The organism is Shewanella gelidii (assembly GCF_014647855.1).
GTDB lineage: Bacteria > Pseudomonadota > Gammaproteobacteria > Enterobacterales > Shewanellaceae > Shewanella > Shewanella gelidii.
In genome coordinates, this window is the sequence record NZ_BMPZ01000012.1 from 22,140 (window position 1) to 46,531 (window position 24,392).

Annotated in this window: 19 protein-coding genes; 4 read left to right on the forward strand and 15 right to left on the reverse strand. The window is 43.4% G+C overall.

Going from position 1 to position 24,392, the window contains the following annotated elements; translation table 11 throughout:
* The first annotated feature begins 45 nt into the window (after nt 1-45).
* On the forward strand, nt 46-2,028 hold the full coding sequence (locus tag IEY18_RS15795) for a methyl-accepting chemotaxis protein (protein WP_188922606.1): 1,983 nt from the start codon (nt 46-48) through the stop codon (nt 2,026-2,028).
* Between the two features lie 298 nt (nt 2,029-2,326).
* On the opposite strand, the gene IEY18_RS15800 is transcribed toward IEY18_RS15795, so the two are convergent.
* Nucleotides 2,327-3,274, reverse strand: a complete 948-nt coding sequence (locus tag IEY18_RS15800; RefSeq protein WP_188922607.1) for a M56 family metallopeptidase — start codon at nt 3,272-3,274, stop codon at nt 2,327-2,329.
* 6 nt (nt 3,275-3,280) lie between these two features.
* On the reverse strand, nt 3,281-3,718 hold the full coding sequence (locus IEY18_RS15805; RefSeq protein WP_308424079.1) for a BlaI/MecI/CopY family transcriptional regulator: 438 nt from the start codon (nt 3,716-3,718) through the stop codon (nt 3,281-3,283).
* Nucleotides 3,719-3,834: 116 nt separating this feature from the next.
* Between IEY18_RS15805 and IEY18_RS15810 the strand changes: the two genes are divergently transcribed.
* From IEY18_RS15810 to IEY18_RS15820, 3 genes are all read left to right on the forward strand, one after another.
* Entirely contained in the window at nt 3,835-5,895 is a 2,061-nt protein-coding gene (locus tag IEY18_RS15810; protein ID WP_188922611.1) for a TonB-dependent receptor, read from the forward strand.
* A 1,252-nt stretch (nt 5,896-7,147) separates the two neighbouring features.
* Entirely contained in the window at nt 7,148-8,341 is a 1,194-nt protein-coding gene (locus tag IEY18_RS15815; protein ID WP_229779989.1) for an efflux RND transporter periplasmic adaptor subunit, read from the forward strand.
* Between the two features lie 11 nt (nt 8,342-8,352).
* Complete coding sequence (locus IEY18_RS15820) at nt 8,353-11,502, forward strand: efflux RND transporter permease subunit (protein WP_188922615.1); 3,150 nt, start codon at nt 8,353-8,355, stop codon at nt 11,500-11,502.
* Between the two features lie 377 nt (nt 11,503-11,879).
* Here IEY18_RS15820 and glmS read toward each other — a convergent pair whose 3' ends face one another.
* The 13 genes from glmS to IEY18_RS15885 all read right to left on the reverse strand — a co-directional run bounded on the left by glmS (nt 11,880) and on the right by IEY18_RS15885 (nt 24,309).
* Nucleotides 11,880-13,709 (reverse strand): glutamine--fructose-6-phosphate transaminase (isomerizing), encoded by a 1,830-nt coding sequence (glmS, locus tag IEY18_RS15825; RefSeq protein WP_188922617.1) that lies wholly within the window; start codon nt 13,707-13,709, stop codon nt 11,880-11,882.
* 20 nt (nt 13,710-13,729) lie between these two features.
* Nucleotides 13,730-14,503, reverse strand: coding sequence for a DeoR/GlpR family DNA-binding transcription regulator (locus IEY18_RS15830; protein ID WP_188922726.1), 774 nt, complete (start codon nt 14,501-14,503; stop codon nt 13,730-13,732).
* Nucleotides 14,504-14,648: 145 nt separating this feature from the next.
* Nucleotides 14,649-16,013, reverse strand: a complete 1,365-nt coding sequence (gene glmU / locus IEY18_RS15835; RefSeq protein WP_188922619.1) for a bifunctional UDP-N-acetylglucosamine diphosphorylase/glucosamine-1-phosphate N-acetyltransferase GlmU — start codon at nt 16,011-16,013, stop codon at nt 14,649-14,651.
* A 267-nt stretch (nt 16,014-16,280) separates the two neighbouring features.
* Nucleotides 16,281-16,709 carry a F0F1 ATP synthase subunit epsilon gene (locus IEY18_RS15840; RefSeq protein ID WP_188922621.1) on the reverse strand — a complete coding sequence of 143 codons (429 nt, stop codon included), beginning with the start codon at nt 16,707-16,709 and terminating at the stop codon, nt 16,281-16,283.
* A 35-nt stretch (nt 16,710-16,744) separates the two neighbouring features.
* A complete protein-coding gene (gene atpD, locus IEY18_RS15845; RefSeq protein ID WP_188922623.1) occupies nt 16,745-18,121 on the reverse strand; it encodes a F0F1 ATP synthase subunit beta in 1,377 nt (458 codons plus the stop codon).
* 35 nt (nt 18,122-18,156) lie between these two features.
* A complete protein-coding gene (gene atpG / locus IEY18_RS15850; RefSeq protein ID WP_188922625.1) occupies nt 18,157-19,017 on the reverse strand; it encodes a F0F1 ATP synthase subunit gamma in 861 nt (286 codons plus the stop codon).
* 49 nt (nt 19,018-19,066) lie between these two features.
* On the reverse strand, nt 19,067-20,608 hold the full coding sequence (gene atpA, locus IEY18_RS15855; RefSeq protein ID WP_188922627.1) for a F0F1 ATP synthase subunit alpha: 1,542 nt from the start codon (nt 20,606-20,608) through the stop codon (nt 19,067-19,069).
* Between the two features lie 14 nt (nt 20,609-20,622).
* Nucleotides 20,623-21,156 (reverse strand): F0F1 ATP synthase subunit delta, encoded by a 534-nt coding sequence (atpH, locus tag IEY18_RS15860; RefSeq protein WP_188922629.1) that lies wholly within the window; start codon nt 21,154-21,156, stop codon nt 20,623-20,625.
* A 15-nt stretch (nt 21,157-21,171) separates the two neighbouring features.
* Nucleotides 21,172-21,642 (reverse strand): F0F1 ATP synthase subunit B, encoded by a 471-nt coding sequence (gene atpF, locus IEY18_RS15865; RefSeq protein ID WP_188922631.1) that lies wholly within the window; start codon nt 21,640-21,642, stop codon nt 21,172-21,174.
* Between the two features lie 37 nt (nt 21,643-21,679).
* Nucleotides 21,680-21,931, reverse strand: coding sequence for a F0F1 ATP synthase subunit C (gene atpE, locus IEY18_RS15870; protein WP_011639455.1), 252 nt, complete (start codon nt 21,929-21,931; stop codon nt 21,680-21,682).
* Nucleotides 21,932-22,000: 69 nt separating this feature from the next.
* Nucleotides 22,001-22,795 (reverse strand): F0F1 ATP synthase subunit A, encoded by a 795-nt coding sequence (gene atpB, locus IEY18_RS15875; RefSeq protein ID WP_188922632.1) that lies wholly within the window; start codon nt 22,793-22,795, stop codon nt 22,001-22,003.
* Between the two features lie 12 nt (nt 22,796-22,807).
* Nucleotides 22,808-23,191: an ATP synthase subunit I gene (locus IEY18_RS15880; RefSeq protein ID WP_188922634.1), complete on the reverse strand. Its 384-nt coding sequence runs from the start codon at nt 23,189-23,191 to the stop codon at nt 22,808-22,810.
* A 239-nt stretch (nt 23,192-23,430) separates the two neighbouring features.
* Entirely contained in the window at nt 23,431-24,309 is an 879-nt protein-coding gene (locus IEY18_RS15885; RefSeq protein WP_188922636.1) for a ParB/RepB/Spo0J family partition protein, read from the reverse strand.
* Between the last annotated feature and the right edge of the window lie 83 nt (nt 24,310-24,392).

Below are 24,392 nucleotides of genomic sequence, written 5' to 3' on the forward strand. Positions count from 1 at the left end.
GCAAAGGGTTCTAAGGCACTCAAACATAAATGGTTGGTAATCATAATGATTGTTCCGATTAAAACGATTAAACAAAAATATAGCGTCGTGCTCATTGTTTTTATTTTATTGATTAGTATTCTCACCGGGTTGGGCATTCAACAGTGGGTACGACCGAGTCTGCAGGAAGAGGAAGAAAAAAATCTTAGTTTTGCAGTAAAGGATATCGCAACAGAGATAAAGCTTACCCTTGCGGCAGTGCAAGCGCAGCAAAGAGTGACAACCCAGCTCATACCAAACTTGAGTAGTGATCAAATCGATACCTTGCTCCCCTATATGGTTGATCAGTATGGCAACCAGCTGGTTTTTGGTGGCGGAATTTGGCCATTACCAAATAAACGCATTGATGGCGTAAATCGAGCCAGTAGTTTTTACCATCGTGACAGTAGTGGGAAGCTAATCGTAAATACTTACTGGAATAGCGATGAAGCGCCAGACTATTACACGCAGGCATGGCATCAAGCTGGCCAAAATGCACCTAAAGGCGAATGTGTATGGGCCAATGCATACAAAGATGGAGCAAGCTTACAGCCTAGAACAAACTGCGCCATGGGGATTTATCAAGGTGCCGAACTCTATGGCGTGTCTACCGTTGACGTAACCTTAGGTTTTTTCAACAACCTTGTTGCTGACAAAGAGCGTGAGCTTAATGCAGAAATCCTTATCGTTGAAGGTGACGGAAAAATATTAAGTACCAACCAAGTTTTAACTAACGACAAGGTTATCCTCGAAAACCTAAATAAGCAGCAATATCCATTGGCAGAGAGCCTTAGCCAAGCACTAAAACAATCAAGTTTTCGCCAAGAGTTTATCCAAAACAATGAAGAGCACATTTTGCTGGTGCAGGAGGTCAAGGGGACACCTTGGTTAATCGCTGTTGCTAAACCGACCCGATTACTCACGGTTCAAACTCAAGAAATTATGGCCACGCTTGCAAAAATACAGTTGCCAATGGTTATTCTTCTTTTAGCAGTACTCTTATACGCCTTTAACAGTTTAAGTAATCGATTCCGGGTATTAAAGGACAACGTCGATAGTCTCTCTGCAGGAGATGCTGATCTAAGTATGCGACTCCCCACTCGAGGCGAAGATGAACTGGATGACATATCCAAGTCGATGAATCACTTTATTATTTACCTGCAAGAGTTAATCAAAAAAGTTCTCGAGGCAAATCAAACCTGTAGCGACCAGATTTTGGCCATGTCATCGGTCACAGAACAGACCCTGTCAGTACTAGAGCAGCATGTAAAAGAAACAGATATGGTCGCAACAGCGGTCAATGAACTGAGCTCGTCAGCCCAAGAGGTTGCTCGATATACCAATCAAAGCACAGAAATCACCAACGAAGCTCAACAGGAGGCACAACGTTCAGGCGATTCAGTCAACCAGGCGACACAAAGCGTTGATAACCTAATGCAAAACGTTGAACTAACAGCCGAGAACGTTTCAAGAATGGAAGGCAGCGCGACTGCCATTGAAGGCGTACTTCAGGTCATCGGCGGCATCGCTGAACAAACAAACCTTTTAGCGCTGAATGCTGCGATTGAAGCTGCTAGAGCAGGTGAAATGGGCCGTGGCTTTGCTGTTGTTGCAGATGAAGTTCGAAACTTAGCCGCTAAAACACAGGAGAGTACCACTGAAGTCGCGGAAATGCTGGATCTGTTAAAGTCAGGTGTCGACTCAACGGTTTCATCTATGGAAATCACGCGAGAACAGTGTCAAATCACTTCGGATTTAACCAGTAAGGTTACCGAAGGAATTACCACTATGCGAGACTCTGTCACCAAGGTCGATGATGTCAGTGTTCAAATTGCTACCGCAGCCAATGAACAAAGCCATGTGGCAGACAACATCAATCAAACCATGGAGTCTATCCGCTCGATGCTTACCCAATTACACGATTATGGGCAAACTTCAGGGGATCACGCTAAAGCACTACAAGGCGCCAACCAAGAATTACAAGTTCTCGTCGACCGATTCAAAGTATAAATGTGAAAGGGGGTCTATCCCCCTCTTTCCTTTGATTCTATCTCAGTCTGGGTCGCAACATCTCTTTGGGTTGCATAGAGTACAGCCCCGCATGACCAAAAGCATAAGCCTTTGGTGATTTGCAAATGATGCTGATAACCACCGTATTCCATCTCAAAAATTCCAAGCAACACAGCGAATTGAAATAATCAGTGTTGAGTCCAATTGACAGCTATTGGCGGCATAGTTTTGCATGACATAATTTTGCTCGAAGAGAAAAACAAAACCTCTCCACACATTGAGCGGCGTCGCGAAGAGTTTACCTAGATATAAATTCAAGCATTGGGTGTAGAAGTTGCGATGTAAGCAAAATGACAGCAAACCAAAAAACTAACAACATAAAACCTAGTAACCAACTTTTGATAAACGATTGTTGGCTCATCAGCTGCAGTTTTTGTAATTCATCGTGGAGTAAGTTGTGCCTTTCATTCAATTTGACTGCTTTCTCGACATCAGCTCTAGAGCAGTGTTGCGTGATAAGTTGAATCGCCTGTTTAAAGCCAGTGGTGTCCTGCTCATGAATCACCGCAGCCGCATCACAGCTCAACTCAATCTTATTGGTAAAATCAGTTCGAATTCGTTGTTTTAGCTTGCGCGGCCAATGAAGGGTGCTCCAATGTAAAACTGATTTTCTTAAATTATCTTTGTTATTTGCATGGCAATGTTCATGTGCTAAAACCATATTTAACTGTGATTCACTGAGTTGGTTCAGTAATCCCCGTGAAATATAAACCTGAGGCTTCCACATTCCCGCACACCAAGCGGTAAGCTTTTCACTCTCAACAATCCGAAAGCCGTTTTCACCTTCCAAGCGAGATAAACCCTGCATCATTAACCAATAGTTTCTGCTGCGGGCAATTTGGCGGGTAATTACGGTAATAAAGAGAATAAACACCGCAAACACAAGCAGAAGGAGCCCAGAGCTCAACATGTTAGATACCGGAAGATGGAGCCAATGAGGACCACAAACACCATCATGACAATGGCTGTAGACTAGCAGCTCATTCAGAAATGGTTGACTGTAAAACAATAAAACCAAAGTCACGGTTACCAGAGGTAAAATACTGAATAGCACAATGAGTTTACTTGCGAGCACCGCTGGCAGTTCGATTAACCATCGCCTGACAATTGGATAAAACCCAGCAAATAACCAAGAAAGAATGAGTGTTGATGCGGTACAAGCATAGAGCAGTTCGAGCGTGAACATTCGTGTTTAGCTCTCTTGATTATCTTTTGGCTCAAGCATTTCATCAGCTTGCTCTACAACGAGATTAGCATTTTGTTCGCCTACAAAGTCCATAATACCAGAGAGCATCGGCGCCATATCGCCATCACTAATGAGAGCCGTCATATCCTGTAGCATTCTGCTGATCAAATCACTCTGGCTAATCGCAGCCTTATAGAAATATTGACGCCCAGATTTACGGCGATCTAATAATCCTTTTCGATGCAATCGCTCCAAAGTACTTTGCATCGTACTCAGAGAAAGCGCCTCTTCACGACTATGAGTCAACACCTTTTGCGCAGAAAGCTCGCCCTGCCGCCACAGTGTTTTCATCACCTCAAGCTCCCTTACCCCTAAAGTAGGTAAAGGCTGATTTCGTGAACGCTGGCTAAGCCAACTGCTAAGGCTTTTACTCATTAAATTCATTAAAACCGACCTCTTATCGGCTTTGCTGGCTAGGTAGATAATGTTGCATAAGGTAACAAATTAAGCCGAATCCTCCTTGATACGGGTATGCAAGTCAAGACGAGAAAATAATCAAAATGAAAAACAAAAGATACATCGCACTTTTTGTTCTAAGCGCTCAAGTTTATGCAAATGAGCCCACAGAAATAGAAACCATCGTTGTCGATGGTCGTAGTATTAACCTACTCGGTCAGGCAACATCGGCATCAGAAGGCGTTGTTGGACAACAAGAGTTAATTTTGCGCCCTCTATTAAGAACCGGAGAAATACTAGAAATGGTGCCGGGTATGGTTGCAACGCAGCATAGTGGAACTGGTAAAGCCAACCAGTACTTCCTACGAGGCTTTAACCTAGATCACGGTACAGATTTCAGTACGCATATTGACGGCATGCCAATCAATATGCGTACTCATGGTCATGGTCAAGGGTATACCGATCTCAACTTCATCATTCCCGAAACAATTAGCAAAATGACCTATAAAAAAGGCTCATACTATGCCGAAGTGGGTGATTTCAGCGGTGCCGGTGCTGCTCATATCTATTCAATGAGAAGCGTCACAAGCGATAAGGTTGATTTGAGCATTGGTGAAGACAATTACAGCCGGGCCCTAGTGTTAAGTGGTTTTGATATAGGAAATAGCCAAAACCTGATTGCTGTGGAACATAACCGTTACCAAGGCCCTTGGACTGGCATTGATGAAGATCTAAACCGAACGAATTTACTTCTAAAACATACCCGAGACTTATCAGATGGTGCGCTATCTATCAGCTTCATGGGCTACGACAACACGTGGAACAGCGCCGACCAAATTCCAGCCCGTGCAGTCTCGCAAGGATTGATCGATGAGCTGGGTGTTATTGATGATACTGTTGGTGGTGAGTCTAGCCGCTATAGCGTCAATGCGGTTTGGGCGAATGAAGCTTGGCAGTTCTCAGCGTATATCATCGATTATCAAATGAACCTATGGTCGAACTTCACTTACTTTTTAGAAGATGAAAACCGAGGAGACCAATTTGAACAGGTCGATGACCGCACCATCTATGGTGGGCAGGCAAGCTATCAGCTCACCTCAAATCTAAACTCTGTCGACACCACCAACAAATTCGGGCTTGAATATCGTTTTGATGATATTGATGAAGTTGGTCTTTACCAAACCCGTGCTAGAACTCGCCTAGGTTCAACTCGCAGTGATGCCGTAGAAGAATCAAGCCTTGGGCTATATTGGCAAAATGACACCCATTGGAACAACAACCTTCGCACCGTTCTCGGCGCCCGTTACGATTACTATGATTTTAAAGTGACGAACCAAGTAAATCGTAATCGATATGGTGTAGATCTAAATGCAAATAGTGGCCGTAGCCATGACGATCTATTTTCATTGAAAGGAAGTCTTATCTATACCTTAGACAATGACTGGGAAACTTATGCATCTGCAGGCCAAGGGTTTCACTCCAATGACGCTCGTGGCGTTACAATCAATATAGATCCTGTTGATGGCTCTGAAGTGGACGCGGTCGACCCTCTTGTGCGGTCATTTGGTTATGAGACCGGCATACGTGGTTTTATCAGCGACTCTCTTAACACTTCTCTTTCTTTATGGTATCTGGAGTTAGAGAGCGAATTATTGTTTGTGGGCGATGCAGGAAACACGGAAGTCAGCCGCGCTTCTGAGCGAAAAGGCGTAGAACTAACAGCCTACTACCAGATCGCCGAGCAATGGAGCCTTGACCTTGAGTACGCCTATTCCGACGCAAAGTTCAGCGACAAAGCTCCTGAAGGCAACGAAATCCCCGGCGCAGTCAAAAACGTGGTACAGGCCGGTCTCAATGGCGATTTTGACAACGGCTGGTTTGGAAGCCTACGCATGCGCTACTTTGGTAGCCGACCGCTGGTGGAAGATGGCTCCGTAGAGTCTGATGGCTCAATGCTTTGGAACTTCAGAGCGGGATATCGTCACCAGAACTGGACATTTAAGGCTGATATTCTCAACCTCACAAACAGCAATGACCATGACATTGACTACTTTTATGAATCTCGACTAGACAATGAGCCAACTGGAGAAGCCACCGAAGACGTGCACTTCCATCCATTTGAACCCCGAACGGTTCGCCTATCAGTCTCTTACGACTTCAAATAACAACGAAACAAGCCACCTTTAATGGTCAAGAAAATCAAACTTGACGATTGAAGGCGGCAAAACTCAATGAGGTTAATGAGGTTCGCTTTCCCTCGTAGATGTGAATAGCCACTATTTCACTTTGGACTACTCTAGTAAACCCAACCTTCATAGCAGTTACTTGGCTCGCCTAAATCGGTAATAATTAGCGAATAACTCACATGAACCATTCAACTAAGCCACTAAAAAAACAAAAAACTTCCAACCAAGGCTAGCTTAGCTGGGGGCTTTAAAATATTAAAGAATGTTGTGGGGCAAGAATAAAAATTCATACTGAGCTCTTCGGGGTAACGTTTATGGCTCATGAACACCTCTTTTTTAGCTAGTTTATCTAACTAAAAGGCGCCTAGGAAGTCAGTGGCGATTCAGTGGGGGGTAAAGTCTAAATCCAGTGAAGCTTTGATTTGCTACTGTTACGGGATAACAAGAGGTGACGCAACTAATAATCTTGAAGCTCGCCAGTTTGTGGTTGAGGAAAAAAAGAATGAGGGGTGTGCATGTAAAGCTAGAAACCCATCAGGAAAATGTTGTTTAGCTGATTTTCCTAGGGTATAAAGCCTTTGGCGTGAAAAACACGCTTTGTGCTTCTATGTATCAAGTGCTAATTAACTTAGCGTTAGCTTCCCCAAAAGCGTTCTTGAGGTGTTCGGTAACACACTTTGTTTAAAATATGCTAAAGTGCGCAAAAAATCGGTGGCGATTCAATGATAATCTTGGATTTGAGTGCATAAATTTACTATTTTGTATCTGTCTTACTAAGAGAATAGCACTTTGAACACTAACATTGCTTTAAAAATACTGCTGATAATATCGATTGCTTTACAATCGTTTGTCGCTGTATCTGCCAGCATGGAAACTCATCAGTTAGACGTTGAACATCTTCAAACCATTCATGATCACGAAACAGAACATACTCCTCAGTTAGATAATGCTAACGAACACGATATAGAGGACTGCCATCATTGCGGCCACTGTAGTGGTAACCATACTAGTTGGATTTTGGTTAAGTCATATTCACCAAGCCAGTCTTTAAATCACTCACACAACTTTAATGAGTTGATTTTGTTGTCATTAGGTATTTCAACTAGGCTTTATCGACCTCCTATCGCTTAACTTCACTCCATAAAGTGCGCTTTCGCGCAAACACAAATTGGTTTAATAAAAGTTAAGAGTCATTATGAATAATACTTTTCGGATTACAGGCCTAGCCTTAGTGATCATTTTTGGTGTGTTTTCAATAAACACAACACTGGCTAATGAAAGTCAAAATAACACTGGACACGATGAACATTCACATGAGCATGAAAAGCCAACCAAAGAACCGGCTCAGGACCACGATCATGCTGACGACAAAGGCAATAGCCCTGAAATGCTTTCAGTAGAGGGTGATGATCATGAAGAAGGAGTTTCCCTAAGTGCTGAAAAAATTAAACTAGCAAGAATTAAGGTTGAAAAAGTTTTTCCAAAGAAATACCAAAGCACTGTCTATGCGCCGGGAGAAATGAAAGCAAACGGCTATAAGAGCTATCTTGTTTCGCCTCGTACAGATTCAGTGGTTATTAATCGCCATGCGAGCTTAGGAGATCACGTAAAGTCTGGACAAAAGTTGGTTACCTTGTTCAGCGAAACAATGGCTCAAACTCAAGCTGACTTTTTAATTGCCTCTTCTAATTGGCAGCGAGTGAAAAAGCTAGGAAGCAATAACATAAGCGAACACACCCTGGTTGAAGCAGAAAATATCTATAAAGGTGTTTATGGCAAGTTGGTCGCTTTTGGTTTAACAAAGCTGGCGATTGATAAAATAGCCCAACAAGATAGCGCTACGTTTGGGCAGTATGTACTTATTGCTGAGCGGGAAGGTGTTGTATTACAAGATGACTTTATGCAAGGTCAGCGCATAGACGCGGGTGAAACCATCATGTTACTTGCCGATGAGACAGACCTTTGGGTAGAAGCAAATGTTCCCCCAAATAAAGAACTAAATTTAGCCTTAGGCAGTCCTGCCATAATTGATTTGAATGGTATTAAGTACCAAGCCAATGTCATTCAAGAAGCTCACACTATTGACCCAATTACACGAACTCGAACAGTAAGGCTTTCGGTTACGAATACTAAACATAAGCTTCATTCAGGTATGTTTGTGAAAGTCTATTTTCAGTTTGAATCAAAAGATGAAGTCATTGCAGTACCAGAAGAAGCGTTAATTAGAAGCAGTGACGGTGATTGGACTGTATTTATTGAAGACCATACAAATGAGTTTAAAGCAGTAGAAGTAACAAGAGGTCGGTCATTTGGCGAATATCGAGAAGTTTTCGGTATTCAACCCGGAACGAAAGTCGTCACCCATGGTGCTTTTTTTGTCGCCTCTGAGATAGCTAAGGGCGGCTTCGACCCGCACAACCATTAAGGAGGCCAACCATGTTTAATCGAATTATTGATTGGTCTATTAATAATAGATTGCTCGTGCTAATCGCACTATTTGCGTTAATCGCAAATGCAGTTATCACCATACCTAAGTTGAATTTGGATGCGTTTCCAGACGTTACAAACGTACAAGTTGCTGTTAATACCGAAGCGCCGGGTTTAGCCGCAGAAGAAGTAGAGCAACTTATTACGTACCCAATTGAAGCAGTGATGTACGCATTACCGGATGTAGAACAAGTGCGCTCTATTTCAAAAACAGGTTTGTCGGTTGTCACTGTAGTCTTTAAAGAAGGTACGGATATATATTTTGCTAGGCAATTAGTATTTGAACGCTTACAGGCTGCGAAGGAGCTTATACCTGCTGGGGTTGGGACACCAGAGATGGGTCCAAACACTTCCGGCTTAGGGCAAGTATTTCAATATTTGCTGATATCAGATGACGCAAGCAAGTATGATTCAATGGCGCTTAGAAGCCTGAACGACTGGATCATTAAACTACTAATAATGCCTGTAGACGGTGTAACAGATGTGTTGTCATTCGGTGGTAACGTTCGCCAATATCAAGTTAATGTCGATCCCTCCAAACTATTATCCTACGAGCTAACCCAAGAGGATGTGGTATCAGCGCTTGAAAATAACAACGCCAATGTCGGTGGCTGGTACATGAATCGAGGGCAAGAACAGCTTGTTATTCGTGGTACTGGTTGGTTCGAAAGTGGTGAAAAAGGTATTGAGAATATTCAGCAGGTGCCTGTGAAAACACTTAATGGTGTCGTTGTTACTGTTTCTGATGTCGCAAACGTAGAACTTGGTGCCGAGATCAGACAAGGTGCGGTCACTATGACCCGTAAAACGGACAATGGCACTGTTGAGAACTTAGGTGAAGTGGTCTCTGGTATCGTATTAAAGCGCATGGGTTCGAACACCAAAGCGACGATAGATGGTATTAATGCTAGAACTAAGCTTATCAATCAGGCATTACCTGAAGGTGTAAGATTTGAGCCTTTTTATGACCAAGCTGACTTAATTGAAAAAGCGGTGGCGACCGTCGTTGAAGCCCTTACTTTGGCTTTTATCTTTATTACCATTGTACTGGCGCTCTTTTTGATGAATTTAAGAGCTACATTTCTAGTGCTAATTTCTATACCAATTTCTATTGGTATTGCATTAATGGTAATGGCTTGGTTGGGTATTTCAGCCAACTTGATGTCGCTTGGCGGTATCGCTGTGGCTATTGGCATGTTAGTCGATGGTTCAGTTGTTATGGTTGAAAATATGTTTAAATATCTAAATAGGCAACGAGAAAGCGACAGCGATGAAGCAAATAGTGAAACGAAGCAAAGGTTAAAACTGGCAGGCAAAGAGGTTGCTCGTCCGATTTTTTTTGCGGGTTCAATCATTCTCGTTGTTTTTACCCCACTGTTTAGTTTCGAAGGTGTTGAAGCAAAGCTATTTCAGCCAATGGCTATCAGCATTATGCTGGCAGTAGTGTCAGCTATAGTTGTTGCTTTATTTATAGTCCCAGCACTTGCCACTTTGATGTTTAAACAAGGAGTGAAAGAAAGGGAAAGTTTGATTTTAAAACCTATCGATATTTTGTATCGGAAGTCTTTAAAAATCGCGTTAAAGCAAACCAAGTTTGTTGTTTTTGTGTCATTAGCACTCGTCGCTTCAGCAGCGGCAGTTCTTCCACAAATAGGGACAGAGTTCGTGCCCGAACTAGAAGAAGGAACGATTAACCTAAGAGTTACATTAGCCCCTTCGTCTAGTTTAGAAACTGCACTTTCTGTTGCCCCTATATTGGAAGAAAAATTAATGGCTTTCCCAGAAGTCACTTACGCATTAAGCCGCATTGGTCGAGCAGAGATTGGCGGTGACCCAGAGCCTGTGAATAACATTGAAATCTACATTGGCCTCAAACCTGTTTCAGAATGGACAAGTGCCTCTAATCGTTATGAGTTGCAAGATAAAATGGAACGCTCATTGGAAGAGTTTCCGGGGCTATTACTCAATTTCTCGCAACCTATTGCCACTCGTGTAGATGAGTTGCTATCAGGTGTAAAAGCACAACTTGCCATTAAATTATTTGGCGCTGACTTGCAGGTGCTGGCAAACAAAGGGCGAGAAATAGAAGCTGCGATTAAGTCGATTGATGGTGCTAAGGACGTTGCACTTGAGCAAATTGCTGGTGAAGCACAGCTGGTTATTGCTCCTAATAGGCTTGAGCTTTCTCGATATGGTTTATCTGTTGGTGATGTCATGGAAGTGGTTCAAGACGGGATCGGTGGCGTTGAGGCTGGACAAATTATCAATGGTAACGAACGCTATGATATATACGTGCGCCTAGATGAGGAATTTCGAGCAAATAGTGAAACAATAGCTGATATCAGGCTTCAGTCACCTACAGGGGCTTGGGTGCGTATTGGCGATGTAGCTTCTGTGTCTTTTGAGTCAGGCCCTCCACAGGTTAGACGTGATGATGTGCAGCGCCGAGTGGTCATTCAAGCCAATGTCCAAGGCCGAGACATGGGAAGTGTGGTTGAAGATATTCAGGCAAAGATAGCCTCTGAAGTTGAATTGCCAGCAGGTTATTCAGTATCGATTGGCGGACAATTCGAAAGCCAGCAACGAGCGCAACAGCGTCTTTCTATTGTCGTACCGTTATCGTTGGCTTTGATAGCATTGCTCCTTTATTTTGCGTTTGGTTCTGTAGGGCAAGCAATGCTGATCTTACTAAATGTTCCATTAGCCGTTATCGGCGGCGTATTTTCACTATACCTTTCAGGTCAATATCTATCAGTTCCAAGCTCGGTTGGTTTTATTACCTTGTTTGGCGTGGCTGTACTTAATGGTGTTGTTATGGTGGAAAGTATTAACCAACGAATCAAAGATGGTCAGGAAACCGCTGAAGCAATATTTGATGGAGCGACATCAAGGTTAAGGCCTGTCCTAATGACGGCTATCACATCTGCTTTAGGCTTGATTCCTATGTTGATATCAAATGGAGTAGGTGCTGAAATTCAAAGACCATTAGCTAGTGTAATTGTTGGAGGGTTAATCACTGCAACGTTACTCACGTTGTTTATTGTTCCAAGCCTATATAAGTTCTTTTCTAAAGGAAAACTAAAAGAATCTGCGCTATAGCGCACCATTTAGACCAAATCAAAAATTGTATGGGGCTATCCAAGTTGATTAAATAACGTTACGGAATGTCCCGTATTTCATTTACAGAGTTATTCCGTAGAAATACTAATGTGAAGTTCATTCATTAGAGCTTAAAATCTAACATGGAAATGTCCAGATACCTGTTAGAACGACTCCAGCTAATTATGTACTCATCAGCAATTCCTTGTGTTTGGGGATGAAGCACAAAAAAACCTCCGGTTAGGAGGCTTTTACTTTCCGACTTTATTTAAATTTGAAGGCTTTCACTTTCAGACTTTATTTAGCACTTTCGGACTTTATTCGTCAGTTTCCAACTTAATTTAACTCTGACAAAAGCATAGAATTGGATCTAAAAATTATTCTACAGTAACAGATTTTGCCAAGTTCCGAGGTTGGTCTACGTCTGTCCCTTTAATCAAAGCCACATGGTACGACAATAATTGTAACGGAATGGTATAAATTAACGGTGCCATGAAGTCATCGCAATGCGGAACAGGAATGACCTTCATGGTGTCATCCGAAGCAAACTCTGCATCTTTATCCGCAAAAACATACATCAAACCACCACGGGCGCGAACTTCTTCAACATTCGACTTAAGCTTTTCAAGTAGCTCGTTGTTTGGTGCGACCACGATGACTGGCATATCCGCATCGATCAATGCCAATGGACCATGTTTAAGCTCGCCCGAAGCGTAAGCTTCTGCATGAATATATGAAATTTCTTTCAGCTTAAGTGCCCCTTCCATCGCAATAGGGTATTGATCACCACGACCAAGGAAGAGTGAATGGTGTTTATCGGCAAAGTCTTCCGCTAAAGCAGCAATTTCGTCATCTAAACTCAGTGCTTGTTCAACTTTCGCTGGCATAGAAGCAAGACTGGTACAAATGTCTGCCTGCATTTGCTCAGACATACCATTATGGCGCCCAATCACGGCTGTTAGCATTAATAGACCAGCCAACTGAACTGTAAAGGCCTTTGTTGAGGCAACACCAATTTCAGCACCAGCTTTCATTAGGTATGACATATCAGATTCACGCACGAGCGATGAACCCGGCGCATTACAAATCGTCATTGTGGCTTTGTAGCCCATCTCTTTTGCTAGGCGCAGCGCAGCGAGTGTGTCCGCTGTTTCACCGGACTGGGAGATGGTCACAAGTAGACTATTTGGGAATAGGTGTGATTTACGGTAACGAAACTCTGAAGCAATTTCGACGTTACAAGAAACACCTGCCCAGTCTTCTAGCCAATAGCGAGCCGTCATTGCTGCATGGTAACTGGTACCACACGCAATAATTTGCACATGTTTGATATCTTTAAGAAATTGCTCTGCATTAACGCCAAAAGCACTATCGAGAACTTGTTGATTTGCTATACGACCTTCTATCGTACGTGCTAGCGCCATTGGCTGCTCGTAGATTTCTTTGAGCATATAGTGGCGATATTCACCTTTGTCGCCAGCGTCATGGGTCACTTCAGACTCTTTAACTTCGCGCTCGACTTGTGTACCTTCAACATCGAATATTTTAACTTCACGACGGGTTATTTCAGCAACATCACCTTCTTCTAGAAAAGCAAATGAACGAGTCACTGGTAGCAATGCAAGCTGGTCAGAAGCCACAAAATTCTCACCTAGACCATAACCAATCACTAGCGGGCTGCCGCTACGCGCAACAATCATACGTTCGCTATCGCGACGGTCAATCACCACGGTACCATATGCACCTTCAAGCTGTTTTACCGTTGCTTGGACTGCGGTCAATAAGGAGTCACTGGTTTTTAGTTCATGATGAACTAAATGACAAATAACCTCAGTGTCGGTATCAGAGACAAACTCGTAACCTAAACCTTGTAACGTTTCACGTAGTTTTTGATGATTCTCAATAATACCATTGTGAACAACGGCGATATCACCTTGAGACTGATGCGGATGCGCATTACGCTCACTTGGTTCACCGTGAGTCGCCCAGCGGGTATGCGCAATCCCTGTTCCACCATTTAGTGGGTTACTCTCAAGGGCTTTTGCAAGTTCTTGGACTTTCCCTAAACGACGAGTCCGGCTCAGTTCATTGTTATTAATCACTGCAACACCGGCTGAATCATAACCGCGATACTCTAAGCGACGTAATCCTTCCACTAGAATTTCTGCCACATCCCTTTGCGCTACAGCGCCGACAATTCCGCACATATTTTTTCCTAACTACTTTTTTATGAATTAATAAAAGGTGCAAGAATCACTTGCACATTTTGATTTGAAATTTGTTCTACCATCTCCGCAGGCAAACGGTCATCAGTCACTAAAACACTAATTTGATCCCAAGGAAGCTCTAAATTGGGGATCCGTCTGCCGAACTTTTCCGATTCAAGCATCACAATAACTTCACGTGACACATCGGCCATCACTTTACTTAAGCCCGTTAACTCATTAAAAGTCGTAGTTCCGCGCTCAATATCGATGCCATCAGCACCAATAAACAATTGATCAAAGTTATATGATCGCAATACCTGTTCGGCAATTTGACCTTGAAAAGACTCTGAGTGAGGGTCCCAAGTGCCGCCGGTCATCAATAATGTGGGTTCTTGCTCCAATTCATGAATCGCATTCGCAAGAGAAAGCGAGTTGGTCATGACTAACAAACCACGTTTATGATTTAAGTGCTGTATTAAACCTGCGGTAGTACTGCCGCTATCGATAATAATGCGATTATGATCTTTAATCAGTCGCGATGCTGCTTGGGCAATTGACAACTTATTCGGTGCCATTTTGGCAGAAAACTGTTGTGATACCTCATTGGGTACTGCAACTGCGCCACCATAACGTCGGAGTAGCAACCCGGCTTTTTCCAGTGTTGCTAAATCTTTTCTAATCGTAACTTCGGAGGTTTCGAAACGTAACGCTAAGTCTTCAACACTCACTTCACCCTGCTTATTTACCAGGCTCATAATATTGTGACGCCGCTCTTGGGTGTTACGTTTGTTCATAAAATCCATTTAAGTTTCGTTTCGAAAGAAATATTATAATCAATCGAAACTTTTTTGCTAGTTTTTGTACAAATTATTTAAAGTTCCAACCAACAAAAAAGCGACCTTTAAGTCGCTTTTTTTGTTGTTCTACTCTTCAAAGCGATTATTTCGTTTTTTTCACTGGTCGAGGCCAATTATCAAAAGTTCGAGCCTTTCCTCGAGCAACCGCTAATTGTCCATCAGCGACGTTATTTGATATCACGGAACCAGCACCGACAGTAGCATCTTTACCGATAGCGACTGGCGCAACCAGAGATGAATTTGAACCGATAAAAGCGCCATCCGCTATTTCGGTAACCGATTTATTTGCGCCATCGTAGTTACAAGTAATCGTTCCGGCACCAATATTGACCTTATCACCGATGATAGCATCACCCAAATAGGTTAAATGACCCGCTTTGGAACCCTCTCCTAAGACAGACTTTTTCATTTCAACAAAGTTACCCACATGGGCATCTTGCTTGAGTTCTGCACCTGGACGTAAACGAGCAAACGGGCCTGCACTCGCTTGTTGTCCTACGATGGCATTTTCAATGATGGAATAAGGTTTGATTTCAGCGTAATCCGCGATTTCGCAATCGATTAATATTGCACCAGCACCAATTGTGACTTGGTTTCCTATTTTTACATGGCCTTGAAAGATAACATTCACATCTATCATCACATCCATACCGACATGAACTTCACCACGAATATCAAGACGGCTCGGATCTCGTAAATTGGCGCCCGCGAGCATCAATTTTTCAGCTTCTCGAGCTTGATATGCACGTTCTAGTTGCGCTAATTGTACGCGATTATTTGCGCCTTCAACTTCAATCGCTGATTCTGGCTGCGCAGTTTCAATCTCAACACCGTCAGCATAAGCCATTGCAATAATGTCGGTAAGGTAATATTCACCCTGTGCATTATCAGAAGACAATTGACTAAGCCAGTGCTTTAGCTGCTTACCAGGAACAGCCATGATACCTGTATTCACTTCTTGAATGGCGCGCTGCTCAGGTGTTGCATCTTTTTGCTCAACAATACCAACAACCTTGCCATTGTCTCTAACAATCCGGCCATACCCAGTTGGGTTTGTAAGGTTCACCGTAAGAATCGCTAGCCCATTTTTAGGCTTCGCTTCCAATAGCGCATTTAAGGTCGATGCTTGAATCAGTGGTACGTCACCATACAAAATAAGTACAGTATCATCATCTTGAATATTGTTATTTGCCTGCGCCACTGCATGCCCAGTCCCTAGCTGCTCCGCTTGTAATACCCAATTTAGCGCTTGTTCACCTAAACGGGTTTTCAATTGTTCAGCACCATAGCCGTAGACAAGTTGAATAGCATCGCTCCCAACCAAGTGCGCAGTGTCAATAACATGCTGAACCATCGGTTTATGGGCAATCGGGTGAAGAACTTTTGGAAGATCCGAGCGCATGCGTGTTCCTTTGCCTGCAGCCAGAATAACAACATTAAGGGCCATGAATTATCCTTGTAAACGTACTGAGTGGTAATGATCGAGTCTATATAGTAGCCACTATTTTATACGAAAAGCCAAGTAGATGCGATACAGCTAGTTACCCTATAACGCGACTGATGAGGGCTATTTGGACAATTGACAAGACTTCAAAACATAAAATTTGTTTTGATTTCAGGAGTGAGTTTATAAATCGAACTTTATCTACAAATTGTAAAATGAGTTAAAAACAAAAAAGGCGACCTGAGGTCGCCTTTTTTCCAACAATAACCGTTATCTGGACACGTTTTTCTTGATGGTTTCGACAACGCGCAATTGAGCAACAGCCTGAGCTAATTCAATTGCAGCAGCAGCGTAGTTAAAGTCTGCACCTGCGTTCGCCATTTCTGACTCTGCACGACGCTTCGCTTCAACAGCAGCTTGCTCATCAATATCTTCAGCACGCAATGCTACATCAGCCAATACGGACACCGAAGAAGGTTGAACTTCGAGTAAACCACCCGAAAGGTAAAACACTTCTTCATGACCGTGTTGTTTGACAACGCGTACCATGCCAGGTTTGATACTTGTAAGTAACGGAGCGTGACCAGGCATAACACCTAATTCACCATCTGCACCTGTTACTTGTAGATGTTCTACAAGACCAGAGAAGATGCTGCTCTCTGCACTTACAATATCAAGATGTACTGTCATACCTGCCATCTCGTTCTCCTAAAAAGCTAAACACGAATGCCTAGTTATTTTTTATTGGCTTTCTCGACAACTTCGTCAATCGAACCAACCATGTAGAACGCTTGCTCTGGAAGGTGATCATACTCACCATCTAGAATCCCTTTAAAACCACGGATGGTTTCTTTAAGAGAAACGTACTTACCTGGAGAACCGGTGAATACTTCTGCTACGAAGAAAGGTTGAGATAAGAAACGCTCAATCTTACGAGCACGTGCTACGGCTGTCTTATCTTCATCAGATAATTCGTCCATACCAAGAATCGCAATGATATCTTTCAACTCTTTATAACGTTGTAGCTGAGTCTGTACACCGTTAGCAACATCATAATGCTCTTGACCAACAACCAATGGATCTAGCTGACGTGAAGTCGAATCCAATGGGTCAACCGCTGGGTAAATACCCAAAGAAGCAATGTTACGTGATAGTACAACAGTCGCATCTAAGTGAGCGAAGGTTGTTGCTGGTGATGGATCCGTTAAGTCATCCGCAGGTACGTATACGGCTTGAACAGAGGTAATAGACCCTGTCTTCGTCGAAGTAATACGCTCCTGAAGTACACCCATCTCCTCAGCCAGTGTTGGCTGGTAACCTACCGCTGATGGCATACGACCAAGCAGTGCAGATACTTCGGTACCCGCTAGGGTATAACGATAGATGTTATCAACGAAGAAAAGTACGTCTTTACCTTCGTCACGGAACTTCTCGGCCATAGTTAGACCAGTCAGTGCCACACGTAGACGGTTTCCTGGAGGCTCGTTCATCTGACCATATACCATGGCCACTTTATCGAGTACGCCAGATTCTTCCATCTCGTAGTAGAAGTCGTTACCCTCACGAGTACGCTCACCTACACCGGCGAATACTGACAAACCAGAGTGTGCTTTTGCGATGTTGTTAATAAGTTCCATCATGTTAACGGTCTTACCAACACCCGCACCACCAAACAGACCTACTTTACCACCCTTAGCAAACGGACATACAAGGTCGATAACCTTAATACCTGTTTCTAATAGTTCAGTAGTGTTTGACTGATCTTCATATGAAGGGGCTTCACGGTGAATTTCATAACGCTCATCTTCACCAATATCACCTGCTTCATCCACAGGCTCACCCAATACGTTCATGATTCGGCCTAGGGTTGCAGCCCCAACCGGAACAGAAATTGGTGAACCTGAGTTAACTACCTCAACACCACGACGCAGACCGTCTGAAGAACCCATGGCGATGGTACGAACTACACCACCACCAAGCTGTTGCTGAACTTCCAGCACCAAATCTTCACTTTCGATCGTTAGAGCGTCATATACTTGAGGTACGGCATCATGTGGAAACTCAACGTCCACAACCGCGCCAATTACTTGGACAACAGTACCTGTGCTCATGATTAATCCTCTAAAACTTGTATTCGTTACCTTGCCTAAACTGCGGCAGCGCCTGAAACAATTTCCGACAATTCCTGCGTAATCGCAGCCTGACGAGCCTTGTTATAGACCAACTGCAAGTCATCGATAAGTTCACCAGCGTTATCTGTTGCCGCCTTCATCGCTACCATTCGAGCAGCCTGCTCTGAAGCAACGTTTTCAACAACACCTTGATAAACTTGAGACTCTACATAGCGAACCAATAAGGTATCCAAAAGTTCTTTTGGATCCGGCTCGTAGATATAGTCCCAGTGATGAGAAATCTCATCTTCTTCTGACTTAGGCAAAGGTAGCAGCTGTTCGATCACAGGGGTCTGACTCATCGTATTCACAAACTTGTTGAATACGACATACAGACGATCCAATTTGCCTTCGTTGTATGCTTGAAGCATGACACGTACTGTACCGATCAAATCAGTTAACGCCGGAGCGTCGCCTAGACCTGATGCTTGTGCAGATACTTGCCCGCCAAAGCTATTGAAGAATTGTACGCTTCGTGCGCCGATAGGACAGAATTCAACTTCTGCACCAGCTTCACGTTGCTCCTTCACGTCTGCAACAACCTTTTTGAAAAGGTTAACGTTCAGACCACCACAAAGACCACGGTCGGTAGATACAACAATGTATCCAACCCGCTTCGCTTCTCTTACTTCCAAGTATGGATGCTTGTATTCAAGAGAACCTTGCGCCACGTGACCGATCACCTTACGCATATTTTCCGCATATGGACGGCTAGCAGACATGCGTTCCTGCGCTTTGCGCATTTTACTTGCTGCAACCATTTCCATCGCGGACGTGATCTTCTGAGTGTTCTGAACACTCGCGATCTTGGTTTTAATCTCTTTTGCGTTGGCCATCTTTACTCTCCAATCTGGACCTGAGGCGCCCTATCGACACCTCTATTTACTACCAGGTTTGGGTTTCGACGAACTTGTCGAGGCTGGCCTTCAACTCACCTTCGATATCGGCGTTATAGTCGCCTGAATCGTTGATGGTTTTCATTAGCTCAGCATGCTCGCTGTTCATGAAAGAGAGCAAAGATGCTTCGAAATCACCGACTTTCGCAAGCTCAACACTTTTTAGGTAACCTTTTTCAGCTGCGTAAATAGACACAGACTGTTCAGCTACACTCATAGGTGCATATTGCTTTTGCTTCATCAATTCGGTAACACGCTCACCATGCTCAAGTTGAGCACGAGTTGCATCATCTAAGTCAGATGCAAACTGTGAGAACGCTGCAAGCTCTCGATACTGTGCTAGTGCAGTACGGATACCGCCAGACAGTTTCTTGATGATCTTAGTCTGAGCCGCACCACCAACACGAGAAACCGAAATACCAGGGTTAACAGCAGGACGTAAGCCCGAGTTAAATAGGTCTGTTTCAAGGAAGATCTGACCATCGGTAATCGAAATTACGTTAGTCGGTACGAATGCAGATACGTCACCCGCTTGAGTTTCAATAATAGGCAGAGCAGTCAAAGAACCTGTTTGGCCTTTTACTTTACCGTCAGTGAACTTCTCAACATACTCTTCGTTTACGCGTGAAGCACGCTCTAGCAAACGAGAGTGGAGGTAGAATACATCACCTGGGTATGCTTCACGTCCTGGAGGACGCTTAAGCAACAATGAAATCTGACGATAAGCAACTGCTTGCTTAGACAGATCATCATAGATGATTAAAGAATCTTCACCGCGGTCGCGGAAGTATTCACCCATTGAACAACCAGAATATGGTGCAAGGTATTGTAGTGCAGCAGCTTCAGAAGCAGTTGCAACAACAACGATGGTGTTAGCCAATGCGCCGTATTCTTCAAGCTTACGTACAACGTTAGCGATTGTAGATGCTTTTTGACCTACTGCTACGTATACACACTTAATGCCTGAATCTCTTTGGTTGATAATTGCATCGATCGCCATTGCTGTTTTACCAGTTTGACGGTCACCAATAATCAACTCACGTTGACCACGACCGATTGGGATCATGGAATCAACTGCTTTATAACCAGTTTGAACTGGTTGAGATACAGACTTACGCTCAATTACACCTGGTGCAATAACTTCAACAGGAGAGAAACCATCATTGTCGATAGGTCCTTTTCCGTCGATTGGCTCACCCAATGTGTTAACAACGCGTCCTAATAGACCGTTACCAACAGGGACTTCCAAAATACGACCAGTTGTTTTTACTTTGTCGCCCTCAGCCAAAGAGGCATAAGGACCCATAACTACGGCACCGACAGAATCACGTTCTAAGTTCAACGCGATTGCATAACGGTTGCCAGGCAGTTCGATCATCTCACCTTGCATTACATCGGCAAGGCCGTGAATGCGAATGATGCCGTCACTTACCGCAACGATAGTACCTTCGTTACGAGATTCGCTAACGACTTCGAACTGCTCGATCCGCTGTTTAATCAGATCGCTGATTTCAGTGGAATTCAGTTGCATGCTCAAACTCCCAATTACGACTGCAGCGTGTCAGACAGGCGTGAAATTTTTCCACGTACCGAGCCATCAATGACTAGGTCTCCTGCTCTGATAATTACACCAGCTACCAAGCTAGCATCTACACTACAATTCAGCTTAATTTTGCGTGCGAGACGTTTCTCTAAAGAAACACTAATTTCCTGTTGTTGCTCAGCAGTAAGCTCAGTCGCAGAAACCACAGAGGCTTCAACTTCTTTTGCCCACTCTAGGCGTAACTCAACAAATTGTTGGTAAACAGCAGGTAGCACTTCTAGACGACCGTTTTCAGCCATTACCTTTAACAGGTTTTGACATTGCTCATTGACTTGCTCACCACAAACTCCAATAAAGAGTTCTGCAAGCTTATTGCTAGCCATTCCGCCAGCAAGCAGCGGCTGCATTGCTTCATTGTCACTAACTTCAGCAACAAAGTTCAGCATTTCAGCCCATGTATCAACTGCATCATTTTCAATAGCAAAATCAAAAGCTGCCTTTGCGTAAGGACGAGCGATGGTGGTTAGTTCAGCCATAACTCACACTCCTTATCAAAGTTCAGCAACAAGTTTATTAACTATGTCACTGTGGGCGGCTTCATCAATCGAACGCTCAAGAATTTTTTCTGCGCCAGCAACTGCAAGAACAGCTACTTGCTTACGAAGATCTTCTTTCACGCGATTACGTTCAGCTTCAATTTCTGCTTGACCCTGAGCGAGAATTTTCGCGCGCTCAGCATCTGCTTCGACTTTAGCTTCATCGACAATCTGAGCTTTACGTTTATTTGCTTGCTCAATGATTTCGTTAGCTGCAGCCTTAGCGTCTTTCAGTTGGTCTTTGGCTCGCGCCTGTGCCAACTCTAGGTCTTTTACGGCACGATCAGCATCAGCAAGACCGTCAGCAATTTTCTTTTGGCGTTCTTCGATGGCTTGCATCAAAGGTGGCCAAACAAACTTCATGCAGAACCACACGAAGAGAATAAATGCAACCGTCTGACCGATTAGGGTAGCGTTGATATTCACAACAGCCTCCTATTTAGATTAAAGACAGAAGCGTTTATTACAGCATCGCACCCAATGGGTTAGTAAATAGCATGAATAGTGCAATACCAACACCGATCATAGTTACCGCATCAAGAAGACCAGCAACAATGAACATTTTAACTTGCAGCATAGGAGCCATTTCTGGTTGACGCGCAGCGCCTTCCAAGAACTTACCGCCTAGTAGGCCGAAACCGATAGCAGTACCTAGCGCACCCATACCAATCAACAGAGCAACAGCAATAGCTGTCATGCCTAATACAGTTTCCATCTCTATCTCCAATAGTCTAAATCTTTGTTATAAGTGATTTAGTTTAAAAAATATTTTCTTCGGCAATCCTTAATGATCTTCATGCGCCATGCTTAGATAAACAATGGTTAGCATCATGAAGATAAACGCCTGTAGGGTAATAACCAAAATATGGAAGATTAACCAGCCTAGCTGTAAAGTTACACCTAGAGCAGATAACGCCATATTGGCACCGTACATCAGCGCAATAAGGATGAAGATCAACTCACCTGCGTATAAGTTACCAAATAGTCGTAATGCCAATGAAATAGGCTTAGCGATTAAAGTAACTGATTCTAGTAGGAAGTTGACGGGTATCATTGCCCAATGGTTAAACGGATTTAACGTAAGTTCTTTAACAAAACCTGAAATGCCTTTGACCTTAATGCTGTAATAAATGATTAGCACAAACACACCAATAGCTAAGCTGAAGGTAATGTTAAGGTCTGTAGTTGGAACTACTTTCAAATAGCCGACACCAAGTAACTTCGCTGCCTCAGGCAGCCAGTCAACTGGAACCATATCCATGAAGTTCATCATGAAAACCCATACGAAAATAGTTAGAGCTAGAGGAGCAATAACAGGATTGCGTCCATGGAAGGTTTCTTTCACGCTGCCATCAACAAACTCTACGATCATCTCGACAAAACATTGAAGTTTGCCAGGAACACCAGTAGTAGCTTTTTTAGCGACGCTACGGAAAATCCATAAGAACAATACGCCAAGACCAACCGAAAAGAGCAATGAATCAACGTGCCATGACCAGAATCCTTCACCAACATGTAAGTTGGTAAGGTGATGCTGGATATAGCCCTGCGGTGTTAACGCTTCACCTGTTGCAGCCATGATTCATCCCACTTAACTTTGCTTGAAGTATAAAGGAGCTGTCCAGTGCACAATTAACGCTAATGTGTAGCAAACAAAAAGCGGCATAAAGACGATTTTTAGATTGATAAACACGAGTGAGAATAACGCAATGGTTAACAGCAACTTTATCGCTTCCCCCCAGTAAAAGGTTTTTACAACTTTTGCTGTGGAACTTGCTCCCGTGTGAGAGAAAGCGAGGGTTGCGAATACAAAATTAGGAAGAACAGCTATGAATCCGCCTGCAAGAGCAGACAATCCATATTGCTCTCCCCACACGATGAAGAAGAATAGTGAAGCTGCCACCGCAACCGCTGCCTGCATGAGAACTAATTTATAAGCAGACCATCGGCCCCGACGTGCTAAAACTTTGCTCAATATACCTTCTCCATATCCTTGCTTTTTATAACGATGACCGGAATCAAAAATCCTTGTTCATCAGGGATAAAAAGCTAGCGAAAGTATACCCACTCTTGTTTTCAATGCAACTTTGTACGAGAGGGAAAAAAAACAAATTTTTACGTGATACAGCCTAAAAATGGGCCAAAATTAATGTTAGCCGTTATCACATATATCACTTAAGGGGTAAAGTGGATCATGTTTTTGTTATTTATTGATCAGCTGATTTTTCCTAAAATCCCATCTAATTCAGCTAAATCTCGGTAGTTGATCACAAGTTTACCTTTTCCTTTCTTGTTGTGAGTAATTGACACTTTTGTGCCCAACTTCTCAATTAATTGGTTCTCTAAACGGCAAACATCGCTATCTTTGCTAGTTTTTTCAGCAATTTTAGGCGGATTTAGGGTCTTATTCACTAATCGTTCAGTTTCTCGAACGGTTAGTTCTTTAGCAGCTACTAATCTAGCAGTCGCAGTCTGCTCTTCACCGGAGAGTGCAAGCAAGGCTCTGGCGTGTCCCATTTCAATATCGCCATACTCAAGCAAACGCTTCACAGGCTCATTGAGGCTGTTTAAACGTAAAAGATTCGATACACTTGTTCGTGATTTTCCTACAGCTTCTGCAGCCTGCTGATGGGTTAATTCGAATTCGTCAATTAGACTATTTAATGCAATGGCTTCTTCCATTGCATTTAAATCTTCGCGCTGAATATTCTCAATAAGCGCTATCGCCACTGCTGATTCATCTGGAACTTGCTTGACCAAGCACGGTACTTTATCAATGCCAGCAAGTTGGGAAGCACGCCATCGACGTTCACCGGCAATAATTTCATACATTTTGTCAGAGACTTTTCGAACCACGACCGGCTGAATAACTCCCTGCACGCGTATCGATTCAGCAAGTTCTTCCAATGCATCTGGTGACATGTCTTTACGGGGCTGATATTTCCCAGGTTGCAACAAATCTAAATCCAAAAATAGCAAATCATCATCACTTTTAGCTTCTACATCTGGTGTTTGCTGTTTTTGACTAGCTGCATGGCTAGTACTTAATAATGCATCAAGCCCTTTACCTAGGCCGCGTTTTTTGGGTGTCATCGTTATATCCTTAAAAGCGCAATCGCCGCGGGATAGAATCAAAGCTATCACGCGGCGTATTTAACTTGTTTGCTTACCGTCGA

Coding starts and splice junctions, on each gene's coding strand:
- IEY18_RS15795 (WP_188922606.1), top strand. CDS start 46: ATGATTGTTCCGATTAAAACGATTAAACAAAAATATAGCGTCGTGCTC.
- IEY18_RS15800 (WP_188922607.1), bottom strand. CDS start 3,274: ATGTTCACGCTCGAACTGCTCTATGCTTGTACCGCATCAACACTCATT.
- IEY18_RS15805 (WP_308424079.1), bottom strand. CDS start 3,718: ATGAATTTAATGAGTAAAAGCCTTAGCAGTTGGCTTAGCCAGCGTTCA.
- IEY18_RS15810 (WP_188922611.1), top strand. CDS start 3,835: ATGAAAAACAAAAGATACATCGCACTTTTTGTTCTAAGCGCTCAAGTT.
- IEY18_RS15820 (WP_188922615.1), top strand. CDS start 8,353: ATGTTTAATCGAATTATTGATTGGTCTATTAATAATAGATTGCTCGTG.
- glmS (WP_188922617.1), bottom strand. CDS start 13,709: ATGTGCGGAATTGTCGGCGCTGTAGCGCAAAGGGATGTGGCAGAAATT.
- IEY18_RS15830 (WP_188922726.1), bottom strand. CDS start 14,503: ATGAACAAACGTAACACCCAAGAGCGGCGTCACAATATTATGAGCCTG.
- glmU (WP_188922619.1), bottom strand. CDS start 16,013: ATGGCCCTTAATGTTGTTATTCTGGCTGCAGGCAAAGGAACACGCATG.
- IEY18_RS15840 (WP_188922621.1), bottom strand. CDS start 16,709: ATGGCAGGTATGACAGTACATCTTGATATTGTAAGTGCAGAGAGCAGC.
- atpD (WP_188922623.1), bottom strand. CDS start 18,121: ATGAGCACAGGTACTGTTGTCCAAGTAATTGGCGCGGTTGTGGACGTT.
- atpG (WP_188922625.1), bottom strand. CDS start 19,017: ATGGCCAACGCAAAAGAGATTAAAACCAAGATCGCGAGTGTTCAGAAC.
- atpA (WP_188922627.1), bottom strand. CDS start 20,608: ATGCAACTGAATTCCACTGAAATCAGCGATCTGATTAAACAGCGGATC.
- atpH (WP_188922629.1), bottom strand. CDS start 21,156: ATGGCTGAACTAACCACCATCGCTCGTCCTTACGCAAAGGCAGCTTTT.
- atpE (WP_011639455.1), bottom strand. CDS start 21,931: ATGGAAACTGTATTAGGCATGACAGCTATTGCTGTTGCTCTGTTGATT.
- atpB (WP_188922632.1), bottom strand. CDS start 22,795: ATGGCTGCAACAGGTGAAGCGTTAACACCGCAGGGCTATATCCAGCAT.
- IEY18_RS15885 (WP_188922636.1), bottom strand. CDS start 24,309: ATGACACCCAAAAAACGCGGCCTAGGTAAAGGGCTTGATGCATTATTA.